The organism is Parabacteroides sp. ASF519 (genome assembly GCF_000364265.2).
Classification (GTDB): domain Bacteria; phylum Bacteroidota; class Bacteroidia; order Bacteroidales; family Tannerellaceae; genus Parabacteroides; species Parabacteroides goldsteinii.
Map to the genome: position 1 here is coordinate 6,409,632 of NZ_AQFV02000006.1, position 19,466 is coordinate 6,429,097.

Here is a 19,466-nt window from a genome sequence, read left to right on the forward strand (position 1 = left end):
TAATATTTTACTTCCACAACACGCACAAAAACAGCAACACTATCTCAAACATCACATTCATAACAAATTAACTCAATCACACCTTTATAAACTCCCACAAAGGAATAAAGTCACCTTTGTGATCAGTTTTCCAGATCAATTACTGTTAAGTTGGGGATGATTTCTTCATTCAATTTCATTTATTAACTCTATTGCCTTTTCTAACACCTCATCTCTACCTTCCCGAATCCCTTTTATTGTTGGCTCCATCCAAATATCAGGGACTATTCCTATACGTTGAGTTTCTCTTCCGTCAGGATAGTATACACCTTGAATCCCTACCGGAACATAAATTCCACCAGGCAAGGCCAACCTAACAACTCCTCCATCAGCTCCTGCTGTTGTACTACCTAATATGATAGAGTTTGGGGCACATCTGTATCGCATTGCCATATATTCACCATGACTTTGTGTCCCTTCATCTACCAATATGATTACAAGTCCTTTATAACTATTCTCATTCTTCTTCCCGACCACGGTTGTATAAGAATACGTAAACAATCCAGGCCAAGTAGAACTTCCATATGTAAATAAAACACTCTCTTTTGATTCATTATATAAATGATAAAACTCCAAATATTCCTTGATATTCTTTTGATTCGGATAGTCACGAAGATCAATAATCAAGCCTTTAGTATTAATTTGATCCGGAATCTTACCACTGAACAAACTTCCCGGGTAGACATAAGCAACATCCTCATCTATATATTCAAACAAAGGTTTATAACGTCTCCTATTGCCATTATTTTTTATAGACTTATAATAGTACGTTTCAACACTATCAGATAACAGTTGATTATTTCTTAAATACTCTATATGCAATTTTTCTTTATCAGTAAATAACAATTGAAGAGAAATTTCCCTCATCAAAACAGCGTTATTTGAAGCGGATATATACATCTTTTTTTCCTCTATTATATTCTGCACACATCTCCCATCAATTTTCAATATAACGTCTCCTATTTCAAGAGGTACTTTTTTGTAATATTTATCATATACTCCAGTTACAACAAAGCTATTTTCAACAAATTCAACATTAACTAAAGCTTTTCTATTTCCAATCCAATTCTGTATATCTTCATCCCATAAATTCATATGTGTATCTTCAACTTCTGTCAAAACCATTAATATCAGAAGTTTATACTCCAATAGACTTTTTACGGAAGCAAACTTATGTATATACTCAAAAAGTACATCATCCCATTTTTTATCAATCAAATATTTATATGGATAATAGTACTGAATAACATTCCAAATCCGAAATAATGCCAACAATGAATATTTATTTTTAATTTCTTTCAATTCCTTGTAATCATTCTCATTTTTAAAAAATACTTTTTTTTCATCTTCTGAAAACTCCAAATAACAATAATCTTTATACAAATCTCCTCCAACACTTAATCCGACACAATTCCTTTCTAAGTATTTCATATTCAACAACAAATCAGATACTTCGCCTAATTCTTCTTTATTTTCTATCCATGATATATCCGGGTAAGTTTTAACATTCGGCATCTGAGTATCTGATAATGATTTATTACATGAAGTAGGGATATCATATTTATTAATCCATTTACTCAATACTCGATTTCTTTCTTTTTTACTCTTAATATTTACAACACGAGGCATTATTTCAAATAATTCATTATCCCAATCATACATTCCATTGGCTATATCTGGGTGATAATATTTCATAAATCCCCATACCTTACATAACAAGTGTAAATTGCTAATTTGGATTGTATCACATTCTTCAACGGGCAAATTAGACATATCTCTCCTACCTTCATAATTACAGGAAATACAAAGAATAAAAAATATCACATATATTTTCCACATAATATAAAAATAGAATTTCGGTATAACCTTAATACAATCTAAGACCTTTTATTGTGTAAACATCATTATACCCGATGAGTTTGCTCGTCCATAATTATCGACAAGCAAACTTATCCGTAAAAAAAGACAAACCAAATAGTTATAAAGACTCTATTGTTTCTTATGTTTTATCAACATAATCACAGGATTAGCCTCTTCATCCAATGTTGCTGCAATTTCTTTCAACTGTCCTTTCAGTTCTCCTTTCTCATTAGCTTCTACAAGCTGGTAGGCTTCTATTCTACGCCATGATTCGATTTCCTGATTTACATGCCTTAAATCATTCATATAAAACTCCTTGGAAGTTGAATAGTCACCATTATAAACAGTATACTCATAAAAACTCTTATCCTGCCTGTCATACATAAAAAACGTTCGAGGGAATCCACTATCGTTACCAAAGTCCCACACATTCTTCACTGTTTCCATGAAATAATAACGATCGGAAAGCATTCTTAAAATCAAAAAGACCTCAGGATTCATAGATCGAATAGGCGGATTTCTTACGAGAAGCGGATGCAGGTTGTAATCCGGCGAAAGAGAATATACCGTATCGGTAGAAAGTTCTAAAAGAACAAAGTTGCCTTCGTGAGGAATTATATTGGAATAAGGACCGGGAGTGACAGAATAAGTCATTTCCCCATCTTGTTTCTTTTGCATTAATAACTTAGCCTCTTTAAACGGCATTGTTATTTTCCGGACAATACTCCCATCCTGTTTGGATATCAGAACAAAAGCTTTCTCCTTATTATATTCATCATAACAAATCAGATGATCTTTGTCATAATTGACTATATTCGTATAAAACCCATCCTTAGTTTGTTCTCTGTAATTCAGGCTTCTTTTAAAACTCCCGTCTAAATCATACACCTGAATTTTCCTTATATAATGGTCGTGGACATACATTTCATTTTTGTCCTCATCCAAGGCAATGCCTAAGATATATGAATATTCTTCACCACCTTGCCCTTTATGATTTATCTTTCGTAAAGCCTTCCCGCTCCTGTCGTAAACAAAAATATTCCCGTCAGCGCTTCGATTCTTTACTAATATGTATTTCTTACCTATAGCCTGAACAAATCCCTGATTAACAAACTCATCATTCGTTTCCAATGCAATGTATTCCACATCCATAAAATCCTGAAGGATCAGTTCTTTTTTGGGATAACTAGCTGTTACATCCACGGTGATAAGATCTTCTGCCGATTGCTTACTGTCTCCACATCCTGTCATTAACAAGAAGAGAACTACTAAAAGACTGCCTATTCTTTTCATATTCATTGAGATTTTAAGTGAAACAAAATATAGAGACAATATTAGAAACGATAGTATAACTTTCAAAGTTTCGGGTACAATATATCAATAAAGTTCCATATCCGCAAGAGATGTGTCACTTTTCCGGTAACCGGTACATACTGATAAAAAAGTGTTTCTCCCTAATGAAACACTTGTTCCATTACATAGAAACAACTGTTTCATTAGGGAGAAACAAAATACGGCTTATATCCTTTTACCATTCATATTGCTCTACATATTCATCGAATACGGGAGCTTCCTGAAGACCTCTTTCAAGGAACAATTGCCGGACATACTCCTGTTGCTCGGGACTAAAAAGACGCTCCTTACGCCAAAGCCGGTAAAAATGCGTTCGTCCGAAATAGGTCAACATCTGTCGTTTGATAGCAATTGCATCATTATGTGGAATATACGCCAGTAAATGCGTCATTCCCAAGGCAAATTGCTGCAACTGGTCAGCCTTAAAGTAGGGACAATCTTCATTGGCAGGATTTGTATGCGCAGGATTAACAAAGGTAACGGTCTTACGTTCGATCGGTATATGCTGAGCCGCCCTGCTACGAAGGCACTTATCAGCTTGTTTGCATTGTCCGTTCATACAATGAGTAAATTTATACGGCAGTAAATTGTAATCAAAGTCTTTATTCATAATATATATCGTTTTAACAAAAATACGCTTTATTATTTAAATACAAGACAATTGCATCACAAATGTGGCATTTAACCAGAATAATAAAGCTTCCCTATGGTAGGATACAATCAGTGTTGGTTCAGCAAGAAACAAATCAGCCCGGACATCAGGCCGATTTCTGTCAGGTGGGTACGGATATCGGATAAGGCTTTGGTTATATGCTTTTCTACCGCTTTCTCACTGATATTCAGACGGAGTGCGATTTCTTTGTTCTTTAGATTTTCTTCACGGCTCAACAGAAAAACTCTTTTACGCTGTTCGGGAAGCGTACCGACAAAAGAGGTGATCTCCTCTTCTATCTCTTTCAGTAACAGATTGTCATGCTGGTTATACGACAGTATCTCCCGGTCGATCAGTTCATCCAGCATATCGGCATGATCTACACGTCGCTGAACCGACACGGAATTAAGGTAGTTAATCGATCTGTTATAGGTAGCCCGATACAAGTAGGGTTTTATCGGTTCCTCAAAATCAATTTTATCCCGGTTGATCCAAAGAGCCATAAACACATCCTGTACAATATCTTCACCCACCGACCAGTCGTTCACATACCGGTACGAGTACGTGACCAAAGAGCGAAAATAATCCTCAAAAAGCTTCTGAAATAAAACAAATTCACCCAATCTACTACCCCTTTCGTTAAACTTATTATCACTGATGGTTATCATTACTGTATCTCCGGTTCACAAAATATTTGCGTAAAAATAATCTTTTTTTTCTCATTGAGGTAGGGTTAAACGGTTTTGTTTTGTGATAAGTATAGAAGAGTAACCGAATAATTACCGAAAGGGATACAAAATAAGGATGAACGACATCATATTAAAATATTTACAGAGAACAGCCGGCAAGGAGGAAAAAGAACGTCTTCTCGCCTGGTTACGGGAAAGCGATGCGAATAAAAAGACATTCATCGACTTACGTGATATCTGGCTGGCATCCGGAAAGACTCCGGTGCATGTGCCGGGTTACACAGAAAACGCTTTCCGGATATTTGAAGAGAACGTCCGCCGTAACGAACAATACAGCCGTTCGTCCAAACGTTCTATACGCCCGTTTTTACGTATTGCCGCCTCCGTTGCCATTCTCCTGATTTGTTCGATCGGAGGATATTATATAGGTAGAAACACTCCGGATATCGTTTACATAGAGAAAGAAGCCGTCATTATGAACCAGGCCATCATGGGCAAGGGAAGCAAAGGCTCCGTTATACTGCCCGACGGAAGCGTCGCTTGGCTGAATACGAACAGTAAGCTGACTTATCCGGAAAAGTTTTCCGACAAATACAGAAAAGTCAAACTGGAAGGAGAAGGTTATTTCGAAGTAAAGAAGAACGAACAGGCACCGTTTTTCGTCGAGACCAATCAAATGACAGTCAATGTACTGGGCACAAGCTTCGACGTAAAGGATTACTCGGATAAAATGAACAGCGAAACTACCCTGCTCACCGGAAAGGTTGAAATACAGCTGCCGAATAATCCGAACAGCATCCTCTTGAAACCCAACCAACGGATTATCCTGGATAAAGAGACCGGCGTTCATGAAATAAGGCAGGTCGATGCCTCCGAATATATATTATGGATCAACGAAAAGTTGGTATGCAACAACGAAAAACTGTCCGTCATCTTACACAAGATTAAACTATGGTACGGCATGGAACTCGTCTGCCAACCGGGAACTCCTGTCGACCAGCGCCTGTCGCTGACGATCCGGAAAGAATCGCCTGACGAAATATTCAAGTTGCTGGAAATGATCGTACCTATTCGTTATTCGATCAAAGATGATGTAATCTATGTGAAACCTAAATAATACGAACCATAAAAACAGAATGCCTATGGGATAAGAAACCGGAGAGTCTAAAAACAATCCAGGCAAATGCTGGTAACATTTGCCCGGTAATGTGAAACAAACTGTTCTCAAAAACAAGAAGATGAGAGCAATAAGTTAAATTTAAAACAGTACAAATGTATGAAAAAAATTTCCACAGAAAGGAATGCTATTTCCTTTCTTAACATTAATTCATTCAGAAAAATGAAGCTAATACTATTATTTATAGGCTTTTGCTTTTTTCAGCTTTACGCAATAAACGGTTATGCACAAAATACGAAAATAAGCTTGGAATTAACCCATGTGAAACTGAGTGAAGCAATCAAAGTGATCGAAGAGAAAACTCCTTTTGTCTTCTTCCTCAACAACTCCGAGATCGACATGAACAGACAGGTCAGCCTGAATCTCAAAGAGGCCAGCATCAAAGAGGTGTTAAATCAGTTGCTTGCGCCTGGCAGTTACCGGATAGAGAATTATAAGATCGTCCTGCTGGCCGATAAAATGCCGCAGGAAGGAAAAATCACCGGTAAAGTGATCGACGAAACAGGAATGCCTGTCATCGGAGCTAACGTGATCGACAAGAAAACGAACAACGGAACGATCACAGACCTGAACGGACAATTCATCCTGGACGCTCCCCAGGATGCTACCCTGACAGTATCTTTCATCGGATACATTTCGCAAGACATTCATCTGAAGGGACAAAAAGACATTACTGTCACTTTAAAAGAAGACACTCAGTTATTGGATGAAGTCGTAGTGGTCGGTTTCGGAACCCAGAAGAAAGTCAACCTGACCGGAGCCGTTGCTTCCGTCAATTTATCGGAAACATTGGGAGACCGTCCGGTCCCTAACATAGCACAGGCTTTGCAAGGGACGACACCCGGATTACAGATCGGATCGGAAACCGGTACGCCAGGTGACGCAATGAGTTATAATATCCGTGGTACGACATCTATCAATGGAGGTACGCCTCTCGTACTGGTGAACAACGTTCCGATGGATATCAATATGATCGATCCACAGGAAATCGAATCGGTCTCCATATTAAAAGATGCCGCTTCGGCAGCCATCTACGGGGCAAGAGCCGCCTTCGGTGTTATCCTGATCACCACGAAACAGGGGAAAAAAGATTCCGCTCCGAAATTCAATTACAACAATAATATATCGTTCTCCAAGCCGCTGGAGTTACCTCAGAAAGCCAATCCGCTGGAATCGGTCCTGGCCTACAAAGAAATGGGTTGGCCCAACGACACCTATGTAGATGGCAAAAACATCACCCAGTGGGAAGGATACATACGTGACTACCAGAGTAACCCGGGAAAATATCCGAACGGATATATCTTTGACGAAAACGGCAATCTATTTCTGATGAAAGAACGGAATATGTTCGACGATATGACAGATAATTTCGGATTCATGCAGAACCACAGCATGTCGGTTTCCGGCGGTAGTGAGAAGACAGTCTATCGCATCGGCGTCGGCTATACCGGAGAAGACGGTATCCTGATTACGGATAAAGACAGCTATGACCGACTCAACCTCTCTACATTTATGGGAGTAGATGTCAATTCCTGGCTGACAACCCAACTCGACTTGAAATATGGTAATTCCAAACAGAAAAAAGTAGAGGCAGGAGGACGTAATACTGTATGGGTAGCCGCCATGAATTTACCGTCTTATCAGAATAATGAAGATTATGAGGAAAACGGGACAGTCTATCCGGCTGAGTCTCCCGCCACTTATATCCGTTACGGCGATCCCCGGAGAATCAAAAGAAATGACCTAAGAGCATTGGGACGAATCATCCTGAGTCCGCTGAAAGGTCTTAAGATAACCGGAGAATACACTTACAACCGGACAACCGAGCAAAATAAATTCTATAAGAACAAATATCAGTATATAGGAATGAACTTTACCGGGGTACTGAACAGCACGGAGAACTCCAGCTATGCGGTCACTTCCAAATATACGGATTATAATGCCGTCAACTTATTCGCCAATTACGATATGACATTCAGTAAACATGATATTTCGGTGATGGGAGGATACAATCAGGAGTCGAGCCATACCGAATCCCAATATTCTTATCGTACGGATGTAGTGGTCGGTTCACTGCCTTCGTTATCCTTATCGACGGGTACTCCGATTACGAATGACGCGTTCGAGGAATTTGCCATCCGCGGATTATTCTATCGCGTGAATTACAGCTATGCCGGCAAATACCTGTTGGAAGCCAACGGACGTTACGACGGCACTTCCCGTTTCCCCAAAAACAGCCGGTTCGGTTTCTTCCCCTCTTTCTCCGCCGGTTGGCGTATTTCGGAAGAAAATTTCATGAAAACGACAAACGAATGGCTCTCCAACCTGAAACTCAGGGCATCCTGGGGTTCCATCGGGAACCAGGTCATCTTAAAATCCGACAATACACCCGATAATTATCCTTATATCCCGGATATGAACGTTTACCTTTCCAATTGGTTGGTGGACGGGCAAAAGGTTACGACACTGGGAGCTCCGGCCATGGTCAGCAGTAGCTTTGGATGGGAAAAAGTCTATACACTAGACTTCGGTTTCGACCTGGACCTGTTCAACAACAAGCTGAATACCACATTCGACTGGTACCGTCGTGATACCAAAGGTATGCTGGCTCCGGGAATGGAATTGCCGGGAGTAGTCGGTGCCAGTGCTGCAAAACAAAATGCCGCAGACCTGAAAACATACGGCTGGGAACTGAAGATCAACTGGCATGACCGGATAGGCGATGTAGGCTACCGGGTAGGTTTCAACCTGTATGACTCGCAATCCGAAATCACCAAATACGACAACGAAGCCGGCCTGTTCGGAAAAGACCTTTACCGGAAAGGCATGAAGCTGGGTGAAATATGGGGGTACGTAACCGACCGTTTCTATACGACGGACGATTTCAACGCAGACGGAACCCTGAAACCGGGTATTCCGATGTTCAAGGGAGCAGGAACTGTATATCCGGGTGATATTCTTTACAAGAACTTCGACGATGATACCGAATTTATTTTCGAAGGCGACAACACTATTCACAATCCGGGCGACCAGCGCATCATAGGCAACAATACTCCCCGTTACCAATACGGCATCACAGCCGGAGTCAGTTACAAAGGTTTCGACCTGTCTATCTTTTTACGCGGGGTAGGAAAACGCGACTACTGGCGTACCGACCAGATGGCATGGCCGAACGGAAGCTGGGGTAGTTTATTCAAGGAAACACTCGACTTCTGGACTCCGGATAATCCGGATGCCTTCTATCCGAGGGTGTATCCGCAGAATGAAACGAATACGAAATTCAACCAGAAAGTGCAAACCAAATATCTGGCAAATGCCGCTTACCTGAAAATACAGAACATTACTCTGTCTTATTCATTACCCAAGAATATCTGTCAAAAAATCTATATGGATAATATCCGGGTATTTGTCAGTGGTGAAAATCTGCATACCTGGGACCATCTGCCAGAAGGAATGGAATCGGATATGCTTTCAAAAGGAGCCTGGGAATATCCTTTCATGAAAAAATATTCACTGGGTATAAATGTTACTTTCTAAATTAAAACATACGATCATGAAGACATTCAAAATATTATTCGGACTACTCGTCATTTTCGGATTTTCCGGCTGCATGAATAACGATTTCCTGGAAAGATACCCGCTGGGCAGTCCCACTGCAGAAACCGTATTCAAATCATACGACAATTTCAAAACATATGCATGGGGTTTGTATGAAACATTCCCGGCACTCGGTTACGGAGAAACCAACACGGACAATATCTCCTATAACTCCACACGGGGGTCAGGCGAAACCGATTGGATCAGGGGAATTGTTGTTCCCCCGTCAAAAACAGACAATACACCATGGGCACAATATTCATTCATCCGCCGGACAAACCTCATGCTCGACCATATCGAGACGTCGGATATGACTGAAACGGAAAGAAACCACTGGCGCAGTGTCGGTTACTTCTTCCGTTCCTACCGATATCTGACCTTACTTTCCGCTTACGGCGGTGTTCCCTGGATCGACCATGTACTGGCAGACGATGAAACGGATATCATTTATGGGGAAAGAGACTCCAGAGATGTCATTGCCAATCATATCCTGGAAGACCTTCAGTATGCAGAACAGAACATCAATCAGGATGGCGATGGAGCCAACACAATCAACCGCGTGGTGGTACAGACATTACTCTCCCGTTTCTGTCTGTTTGAAGGAACCTGGAGAAAATATCACGGACTACAGGATGCTGAAAAGTTCCTGCGAGAATGTAAGCGGGCTTCCGAAGAAGTATTAAAGGTATATCCGAACGTTCACAGCAACTACGACGACCTGTTCAATTCATTGTCGTTAAATGGTATGACCGGAATCATCCTTTACAAAGCGTATGCCAATGATGCCAATGTTGTACATGCTACCAGCATCGGTGGAACCACGGCTCAGTCATTCTATAATGTAACCCGCGACATGGTGGACAGCTATTTATGTTCGGACGGCAAACCGCGCTGGACAAGTCAGATATTCCTGGGTGACAAGGATATGTACGACGAATTCAGCAACAGGGACCACCGTTTATGGCTGCACGTTACTCCGCCTTATGTAGTCGACCGTTCGGAATCGACAACGGCCTGGGATAACAAATGGAAGTTTACGGACAATCCGAAAGACCGTAGTTTTATTGACAGTATCAATCTGATCGTTCCGGCCGAACGTCAGAAAACACTGCCGTTCAGACAAGGATACGATGGCGGTATCTTAGGAGAAAATCCCCACTACGATTTCTTCCTGAACGGGCAACCCTGGTACAAATCGGCATTCGGATATAATAACTGGAAATATTTCAATACTTATCTGAGCATGGGTTCTCAACGGAATGAAGAGACCGACATGCCGATATTCAGGGTAGAAGAAGTGATGCTGAATTATGCCGAAGCAATGGTTGAACTGGGAGAATTCAGCCAGTCCGTTGCTGACATGACCATCAACAAAATACGTCCACGGGCAAATGTTCCTTCGATGATTGTATCGCAGATCAATGAAAGTTTTGATCCGAAGCGGGATTTGGGTGATTCGAGATATGCAGGCGATTATGCCGTATCTCCTCTCTTATGGGAAGTACGCAGGGAAAGACGTATCGAACTGTTTTCAGAAAATTTCCGTTTCGACGACCTCAGAAGATGGAAGAAATGTCATTATGCCATGAAGAAAAAACTCGGGCAATATGTCCGGAAATCAGACTTCCCGGCAGGTACGGCTGTGACCATCGACGGAGGTGCGGATGAAGGTTATCTGGAATTCCATCCGGATCCGAATAAATTATGGCCGGATTATTATTATCTTTACCCGATACCATTGAATCAGATGGTATTAAATCCGAATATCAAACAGAATCCGGGTTGGGAATAGTTTAATTAATCACAAACAAAGAGGATGTATCAAAAATCGAGACTTGTCCTCCATGACAAAACGAACTTTTGATGCATCTTCTTTATTTTAGCTCGTATATATCATGAAATATGTAAGTATTATTATTCTCTTGCTTTCTTCTTTTTTCCTGACGGCACAAACAGTAATCCCTGCACCGGAAACAGTCGTGCAAGGTAACGGAGAATTTCGCACAAAAAACCTACAAGCCGATATCCGCCAGACTACGAATACGGCATTACCTTCTGAAGCATACCGGCTACAGGTAACAGAAAACGGTATCGAAATAGAAGCATCCGGCGATGCGGGTTTCTTTTATGCCCGGCAGACATTAAAGCAATTGGCCTCCGATCAGAACGGGACATGGATCATCCCCTGCCTGAAAATAGAAGACAGGCCGCGTGTCGGTTTCAGAAGTTTCCTGCTCGACTCCGGCCGCCAATATCAGAAAGTTTCGACCATAAAGAAATATATCGACATGGCAGCCCTGCTAAAAATGAACTATTTCCACTGGCATCTGACGGAGGGCCTCGGATGGCGCATTGAAATCAAACAATATCCGCGCCTTACCGAAGTGGGCGCTTTTGTCGGCAAAGGCCCGGAACAACAGGGTTTCTATTCACAGGAAGAGATCAAAGAGATTGTCAGATATGCCGCCGAACGCGGTATCACGGTTATCCCGGAAATCGATATGCCGGGACACGCAGAAGCCGCTCTGGTCGCTTACCCGGAACTAGGCTGCTTCGGCGACACCATACAGGTTCCCGAAAACGGCTTTACACAAAATATCTTCTGTGCCGGCAAAACACATACACTGGACTTTCTGAAGAATGTACTCGATGAAGTCTGCGAACTGTTCCCCTCCGAATATATTCATCTGGGAGGTGATGAAGCCCCCAAAGGGAACTGGGATACATGTCCCGATTGCGGGCAATGTATCAAAGAACACGGTTTGAAAGACAGCCACGATCTTCAGCTCTGGTTCTCAGCACAGATGGCCAACTATCTGAAAAACAAAGGAAGAAAAGCAATCTTTTGGGGAGATGTCGTTTATCAGGATGGTTATGCGTTACCTGATAACGTAGTGATCCACTGGTGGAACTGGCGGGGACATAAAGACACCGCATTCAAAGAAGCACTCAAAAGAAATCTTCCCGTTATCTGCGGAACCAATTATTATACCTACCTGAATTTCCCTGTCACTCCCTGGAAAGGATATGAGGCGGCGCGTACATTCGATATCAAAGATGTATATACCGCCAACCCGTCTTATAGAAAAGAAGATTCGCCTCTCTTGTTAGGAATGAGTTGTGCCCTCTGGACCGATTACAGGGTAACAGAAAATATGATCGACCGGAGGCTGTTTCCCCGCATTCTGGCTATCGCCGAACAAATGTGGAGCCGGAGCGAACCGGAGAGTTTCGAACTGTTTTACCAAAAGGTAAAAGACAAAAAAGAATGGTTTGAAAAACAAGGATATATGTTCGGACCAGGATTAAAAAGCGAAGTAACTGATGATTTCAGTTGGGACTAATTAAAGTACAAAAAGATGAAAAAAACGAATTTATTAGTAGGGCTTTTCTGTATTGCAGGTCTGTCTTCCTGCCAGAAAGAAAAGAGCAAACCTAACATTATATATATACTGATGGACGATATGGGTTATGGCGACCTGCAATGTTATGGCCAGCAAAAAATAGAAACCCCGAATATCGACCGCCTGAGAAATAACGGGATCAAACTGACCCAACATTATACAGGATCGCCCGTTTCCGCTCCGGCCCGCTGTGTACTGTTGACCGGATTACATTCCGGACACGCACAGATCAGGGCGAATGATGAAATAGCCTCACGGGGAGCGATCAACAGCCACGACTCGATGTACGTCCATCCGGAACTGGAAGGGCAATATCCGTTAAAATCCGGTACCATGACAATCGGCCGGATGATGCAGAATGCCGGATATACGACCGGTTGTTTCGGAAAATGGGGATTAGGTTATCCCGGTTCGGAAGGTGTCCCCGGCAAACAGGGTTTCGACCAGTTTTACGGATATAACTGCCAGAGGCAGGCACATACCTATTACCCTCCGTTCTTATGGAAAAACGATCAACGCGTATATCTCAATAACAAAATACGGGACCCCCATCTGACCAAACTGGATGAAGGAGCGGATCCGTACGATGAAGCCAGTTACCGGAAATTTACCCAGAATGAATATGCCAACGACCTCATCTTCGACGAAATGATTCATTTTGTCGACCAGAATAAGGAGCAACCGTTCTTCCTGCTTTGGACAACACCTCTTCCGCATGTATCCTTACAGGCTCCGGAACGCTGGGTCAACTATTATGTCGATAAATTCGGAGACGAAGAGCCCTACACCGGTAACAAAGGGTATATGCCATGCCGTTATCCGCATGCAACCTATGCAGCGATGATCAGTTATTTTGACGAACAGGTCGGAAAACTGGTCGACAAATTGAAACAGGAAGGATTGTATGAAAACACCCTGATCATTTTCACTTCCGACAACGGACCGACGTTTAACGGCGGCAGCGATTCCCCCTGGTTCAACAGCGGCGGATTATTCAAATCAGAATACGGATGGGGGAAATGTTTCGTCCACGAAGGAGGAATACGCGTACCGGCTATCGTCTCCTGGCCTGGAAAGATCAAAGCCGGAACAGAATCCGACCATATCTGTGCATTTCAGGATGTAATGCCGACACTGGCAGATATCGTTTCCATCGAATGTCCTCCCACCGACGGGATCAGTTTCCTGCCGGCACTACTCGGAGAAAAAGACAAACAGAAACAGCATGCATATCTTTACTGGGAATATCCTGACCCACAAATAGGAAACAAAGCGATCCGCATGGGGAACTGGAAAGGGATCATTACAGATATCCGCAAAGGAAATACGAGAATGGAGCTGTATGACCTGGAAAACGACATTCAGGAATTACACGATGTAGCAGACAAACACCCGGATATTGTTGAGAAATTTAATCAATTGATGTCGGAATCCAGTACACCACCGGAAAACCTGAAGTTTGCTTTCTAAACTCAAAAGATAGTAGTTTTATACTTTTTTTTCTTTTTAATGGCAAACGATCTTTATCTTTGTATCCACATAAAGAGACAATAAATCTACCTATTAATGGATTTCGCCACCGAAAAGGGATACATAGAGGCAGTCAGCAGGGGCGATGAACAGGCATTCGAGTCATTGTTCCTGCATTATTTTCCACGTATTAAAGGATTCATAAGCGGTATCCTGCAAAACGAGGAAGAAGCGGAAGATATTTCCCAGGATATATTCGTATCCATGTGGCAGAACAGGGATAGATTGAAAGAGATCGAGAATCTGAACGCCTACCTGTATCGCATTGCCAAAAATACGGTATTCCGACATATCGAACGTTCCCTGTTATTCAGGGACTACCAGGAACAACAAACCAACAATGCTTCGTTTACCTCCACAGACAATGACAGCATAGAAGAAGAGTTATATGCCAAAGAACTGGAATTTCTTATTTCTGTCGCCGTTGAAAAGATGCCGCCCCAACGAAAACAAATCTACCGGATGAGCCGTGTGGACGGATTATCCAATGATGAGATTGCAGCACGCATGTCTATCAGTAAACGGACAGTCGAAAATCACCTGACGCTGGCACTGGCAGACATCCGAAAAATAATCGGATTCTTTATTTTTACATTTTTTTAAAAAAAAGTTCATTTTTGACTGTGTGTACTTCCTGACTCACGTATCATATATACAAAACAGGAAATATATACGCATGTCAAAAGCATCTAAAATACTATATAATCTGGTCAACCATACATTTGATCCGGCACTCCGGACCAAAGTATGGCAATGGCTGGTTCACCCTTCCAATCAGAAAGAAAAAGAAGAGGCTCTTCTTTCCATATGGAACGAATATCCGACAGGAGCAAATGCAGAGACTTACCGTTCACTGAATGCAACGAAGAGAAAAATCAACCAGGATAAATTTTCACAGAAACGCTACAGTCTGATACATAAATTGGCAAGAGCCGCCGCCATTTTAATCATTCCTCTATTATCCATTGCCGGATCATATCTGTATATCCGGTACAATACATACGATCCCGAACTGATACAATGTTTCGTTCCGGAAGGAGAAAAACAGGAACTGATACTTCCGGACGGTTCGAAAGTAAATATCAATTCAGGAAGTCTTCTTATCTATCCGAAAGAGTTCAGGGGGAAAACCCGTACACTTTTCCTGACCGGAGAAGCGAATTTCACCGTCAGGAAAGATAAAGAACATCCTTTTATTGTCAACACCAGTTACCTGAAAGTAGAGGCTCTCGGTACCAAATTCAACGTACAAGCCTATTCTGAAAGCGACAAGATCATTACTACATTGGAAAATGGAGCCGTCAGGGTGGATAAAATAGAAAAAGATGACAACTCGTTCATTTTGTCTCCCAATGAGCAATTGGAATATAACTACAAAACCGGTGTCTTTGAGAAAAAAATCATTGATGCAACCAGCTATTCCGGCTGGATAAAAGGTGAACTAAACTTTATAAATCAGCCTCTCAAAGAAATATTGGCAACCATTCAACGAAAATATGCCGTAGATTTTGTTATAAATCCACGCTTATTCACACCGGATCTATATACCATAAAGTTCCGTCAGTATGAAAGTATCAATACCGTCATGAAAATCCTGACAATGACTGTCAGCGGATTGAGTTACGAAATTGAAGACAACATAATTACTATTCAATCACAAAAAAAGAAAGGAGCTAAATAACAAAAAAAGGGACCGGAAAAAAATCGCGACACCTTTTCCGGACCCCCGAAATCAACCAACAGCATTTTAAAATCTTAGGGATCTTAAATTTAGTATTCATTGATTTAATACGCAAAAGTATGAATTTAAACTATCAAAAGAGTAAGAAAGCACTCCTAAATTTTCGTAAAATATTTATCTTAACATCGTTAGCCCTATTCACCAGTACTATAAGCTGGGGGCAAAATCAACGCATTACAATTACCGGAAACAATAATACTATCTTGAAAGTATTTGAAGAGATAGAAAAACAAACCGGCCTAAGTATTGCTTATAATCAGACAAAACTAGATATCAATAGAAAAATATCACAAGATTTTAGTGATAAAATCTTGTCTTCAGTCATGACTGAAGTTTTGAAGGATACCGGTTTTTCTTATAAAATTGAAGATAAACACATTGTAATCGTTCCTGCTCGAGCAGAACAAACCACTCCGGCACAAAATAAAAACAACCCGAAAAAAATATCCGGAGTTGTTTTAGATGCCACCGGATTGCCAATCATCGGTGCCAATGTCATAGTAAAAGGTACCACTACCGGTTCGATAACCAATCTGGACGGCGCTTTCTCTCTGGAAGTTCCTGAAGGAAGTGTTTTACAAATTTCTTATATCGGGTATCTTACAAAAGAAATACCCGTAAAAGGAAATAACACGAATTTTGATATCCAATTAATGGATGACACACAAACACTTGAAGAGGTGGTTGTCGTAGGATACGGTTCACAAAAGAAAGTAAACGTGATCGGTTCTATTGCTTCTGTTGACAGCAAAGCGCTCGAAGCACGTGCCGTACCTGATGTTTCCAACATGTTGACTGGCCAACTTTCTGGCGTTACAATCACACAAGAAAGCGGAAACCCAGGACAGGATGCCGGAACAATTCGTGTTCGTGGTGTCGGTTCTTTCGGTGCCACCCCCAGCCCGCTGGTATTAGTAGATGGTCTTCCCGGTTCATTAAGTGATTTAACACCTACCGATATAGAACAAATTTCAGTACTGAAAGATGCATCCTCTTCTGCAATTTATGGTTCACGTGCCGCCAATGGAGTTATACTGGTTACAACTAAAAAAGGTAAAGAAGGTAAAGCCCGTATCATTTATAACGGTTCTGTCGGAATGAGCCAGGCAACAGAATTACCGGAATTAGCCCGTTCTTATGAATACGCCGAGTATTATAACATGGCCATAGGAAAAGAAACATATACTCCGGAAATGATTCAGAAATATCGCGATGGTTCCGACCCGGACAATTATGCCAACGAAATGTATCTGGAAGATTTATTGGGTGGTCACGCATTGCAAACCAAACATGAATTGAGTGCAAGTGGCGGTACGGAAAAAATACAATACATGGCATCTTTAGGTTATTTACACCAGGACGGTTTACTGGATAATAACTACTACAATCGTTATAACGCCCGCGTAAACCTGAATGCCGAACTGGCTAAAAACTTAAAATTAAGTGTGCGCTTAAGTGGTATGGCTTCCGATCGTCACGAACCTTCAACACCGGGTTCAATGGATGGCGGCGGATATAAAAGTATTATTTCCAACGCTGTACGTTTCCCTGGTTTAACACCAAGTTACCTCTCGACCGGAGAAGTCGGCTTAGGCCCTAAATTAATGGGTACACCGGTATCATGGGTTGATTGCGCCTCTTTCTATCGCGAAGATTATGATAAATTCAAATCGAATGCCGAACTCTCTTATCAACCTATCAAGGGATTGACTTTAAAAGTTATCGGCGGTTACAATTATACATTGAACCATACCCGTAATTATCGTTGCGACATGGAACTTGCCGGTGGAAAAAGCACTGGCCCTTCCAGCTTGACAGACGAGATGAAACGTACTGTTTACAAGACATTCCAGGCTATTGCCGATTACAACACGACCATCGCAGGAAAACACAACCTGGCTGCATTAGTTGGTTATACATGGGAAGACGAAGGCCAGCAGACTTTATCCGGCAGTCGTAATAATTTTCCATCAGATGATGTTCCTTATCTGGGCGCCGGCGGAGCAGACGGACAAACAAACGGTGGTGGCGGTTACGAATGGGCTATCCAATCAGTATTCGGTCGTTTAACTTACAACTTCGACCAACGTTATTTGTTCGAAACGACCATGCGTTACGACGGTTCTTCTCGTTTCCCAACAGATAGTAAATACGGTTTCTTCCCGTCTGTAGCCGGGGGATGGCGTGTTTCTGAAGAACAGTTCTGGAAGGAAAACGAAAACTTGTCTTTTGTCGACAATTTGAAACTCAAAGCATCTATCGGCGTATTGGGTAACAACAATATTGGTAACTACCCGTACCAATCTGTTTACACATTGGGACAAGCACAAAATTATGTATTTGGTGGTGTATATACACAGGGAGCAGCAGTAACTACTTATGTAGACCCGACACTTAAATGGGAACGTACCCGTACAACCGACTTCGGTATCGAAACGGCTCTTTTTAACAATAAATTAACATTCAACGCCTCATACTTCTATCGTAAAACAACAGACATCTTATACAAACCGTCCGCCAGTTATTCTTCAATCTTCGGTCTGAGTGTTTCTCAGGTAAATACCGGTGAGGTAGAAAACAAAGGTTGGGAATTTGAAATAGGACATCAAAACAGACTTGGAGATTTTAGTTATCATATCAATGGTAATTTCTCCATTATCAACAACAAAGTATTGACACTCGGTATGGGGAACGTTACTCAGAACAACGGTATGGTCGGTAACGGTAGTGATTTGTTTATCGACTATCCAATGCAAATGTTTTACGGTTATAAGACAGACGGCGTATTCCTGACTGACGACGAAGTAAGCGAATGGTATGACCAAAGCACAATAGCCAAAGGCTCCAAAGCCGGAGATATCCGCTATGTAGATACGGATGGTGATGGAAAAGTAACCACCGACGATAAAGTTTATTTGGGCTCACGCATTCCTAAATATACATTCGGTTTAAGCCTGGGTGCAGAATACAAAGGTTTCGATTTCAGTATGCTTCTCCAAGGTGTTGCCAAAGTAAAAGGTATGTTATCTGTTTATGCAGGTCATGCATTCTATCAGGAAGGTAACATCCAGAAATGGCAGATGGAAGGATGTTGGAACGTTCAACAAGACAATCGCTATCCGGCATATCCACGCCTGGAAGTAATGTCGAATGCCGGTAGTAACAATACGCTGACTTCCGATTTTTGGGTAATAGATGCTTCATATCTGAAAGTACGTAATATCCAATTAGGTTATACTTTGCCGAACAGACTTTGCCAGAAGTTCGGTTCAAGCGGCCTAAGATTTTACGTATCTTTAGACAACCCTCTAACCTTCAAAGGTTATCGCAAAGGTTGGGATCCTGAAAATACCAGCAACAACGCTCAGTACTATCCTACCATGTCTACTTATACTCTTGGTCTAACATTAAAATTCTAGAATCT

Annotated in this window: 12 protein-coding genes; 8 read left to right on the forward strand and 4 right to left on the reverse strand. The window is 41.6% G+C overall.

Annotated elements, in window-relative coordinates:
* Positions 1-165: 165 nt before the first annotated feature.
* The 4 genes from C825_RS25830 to C825_RS25845 form a co-directional block, all read right to left on the reverse strand.
* The gene (locus C825_RS25830) at positions 166-1,734 is read right to left on the reverse strand and encodes a S41 family peptidase (protein ID WP_157310104.1); all 1,569 of its coding nucleotides are present in this window, start codon (positions 1,732-1,734) and stop codon (positions 166-168) included.
* A 294-nt stretch (positions 1,735-2,028) separates the two neighbouring features.
* Positions 2,029-3,192, reverse strand: coding sequence for a DUF4934 domain-containing protein (locus tag C825_RS25835; RefSeq protein ID WP_010800692.1), 1,164 nt, complete (start codon positions 3,190-3,192; stop codon positions 2,029-2,031).
* A 235-nt stretch (positions 3,193-3,427) separates the two neighbouring features.
* Positions 3,428-3,862: a DUF6078 family protein gene (locus C825_RS25840; protein ID WP_010800693.1), complete on the reverse strand. Its 435-nt coding sequence runs from the start codon at positions 3,860-3,862 to the stop codon at positions 3,428-3,430.
* 110 nt (positions 3,863-3,972) lie between these two features.
* On the reverse strand, positions 3,973-4,572 hold the full coding sequence (locus tag C825_RS25845) for an RNA polymerase sigma-70 factor (RefSeq protein WP_010800694.1): 600 nt from the start codon (positions 4,570-4,572) through the stop codon (positions 3,973-3,975).
* A gap of 136 nt (positions 4,573-4,708) precedes the next feature.
* Here C825_RS25845 and C825_RS25850 point away from each other — a divergent pair, with 136 nt between their 5' ends.
* From C825_RS25850 to C825_RS25885, 8 genes are all read left to right on the forward strand, one after another.
* Complete coding sequence (locus C825_RS25850) at positions 4,709-5,710, forward strand: FecR family protein (protein WP_010800695.1); 1,002 nt, start codon at positions 4,709-4,711, stop codon at positions 5,708-5,710.
* Between the two features lie 159 nt (positions 5,711-5,869).
* On the forward strand, positions 5,870-9,307 hold the full coding sequence (locus tag C825_RS25855) for a TonB-dependent receptor (RefSeq protein WP_010800696.1): 3,438 nt from the start codon (positions 5,870-5,872) through the stop codon (positions 9,305-9,307).
* 16 nt (positions 9,308-9,323) lie between these two features.
* Positions 9,324-11,159 carry a RagB/SusD family nutrient uptake outer membrane protein gene (locus C825_RS25860; RefSeq protein ID WP_010800697.1) on the forward strand — a complete coding sequence of 612 codons (1,836 nt, stop codon included), beginning with the start codon at positions 9,324-9,326 and terminating at the stop codon, positions 11,157-11,159.
* A 103-nt stretch (positions 11,160-11,262) separates the two neighbouring features.
* Positions 11,263-12,711: a beta-N-acetylhexosaminidase gene (locus C825_RS25865; RefSeq protein WP_010800698.1), complete on the forward strand. Its 1,449-nt coding sequence runs from the start codon at positions 11,263-11,265 to the stop codon at positions 12,709-12,711.
* A gap of 15 nt (positions 12,712-12,726) precedes the next feature.
* Positions 12,727-14,241 (forward strand): arylsulfatase, encoded by a 1,515-nt coding sequence (locus C825_RS25870; RefSeq protein ID WP_010800699.1) that lies wholly within the window; start codon positions 12,727-12,729, stop codon positions 14,239-14,241.
* Between the two features lie 96 nt (positions 14,242-14,337).
* Entirely contained in the window at positions 14,338-14,904 is a 567-nt protein-coding gene (locus tag C825_RS25875) for an RNA polymerase sigma-70 factor (protein WP_010800700.1), read from the forward strand.
* A 73-nt stretch (positions 14,905-14,977) separates the two neighbouring features.
* Positions 14,978-15,982, forward strand: a complete 1,005-nt coding sequence (locus C825_RS25880) for a FecR family protein (RefSeq protein ID WP_010800701.1) — start codon at positions 14,978-14,980, stop codon at positions 15,980-15,982.
* A 119-nt stretch (positions 15,983-16,101) separates the two neighbouring features.
* Complete coding sequence (locus C825_RS25885) at positions 16,102-19,461, forward strand: TonB-dependent receptor (RefSeq protein ID WP_010800702.1); 3,360 nt, start codon at positions 16,102-16,104, stop codon at positions 19,459-19,461.
* Positions 19,462-19,466: the final 5 nt, after the last annotated feature.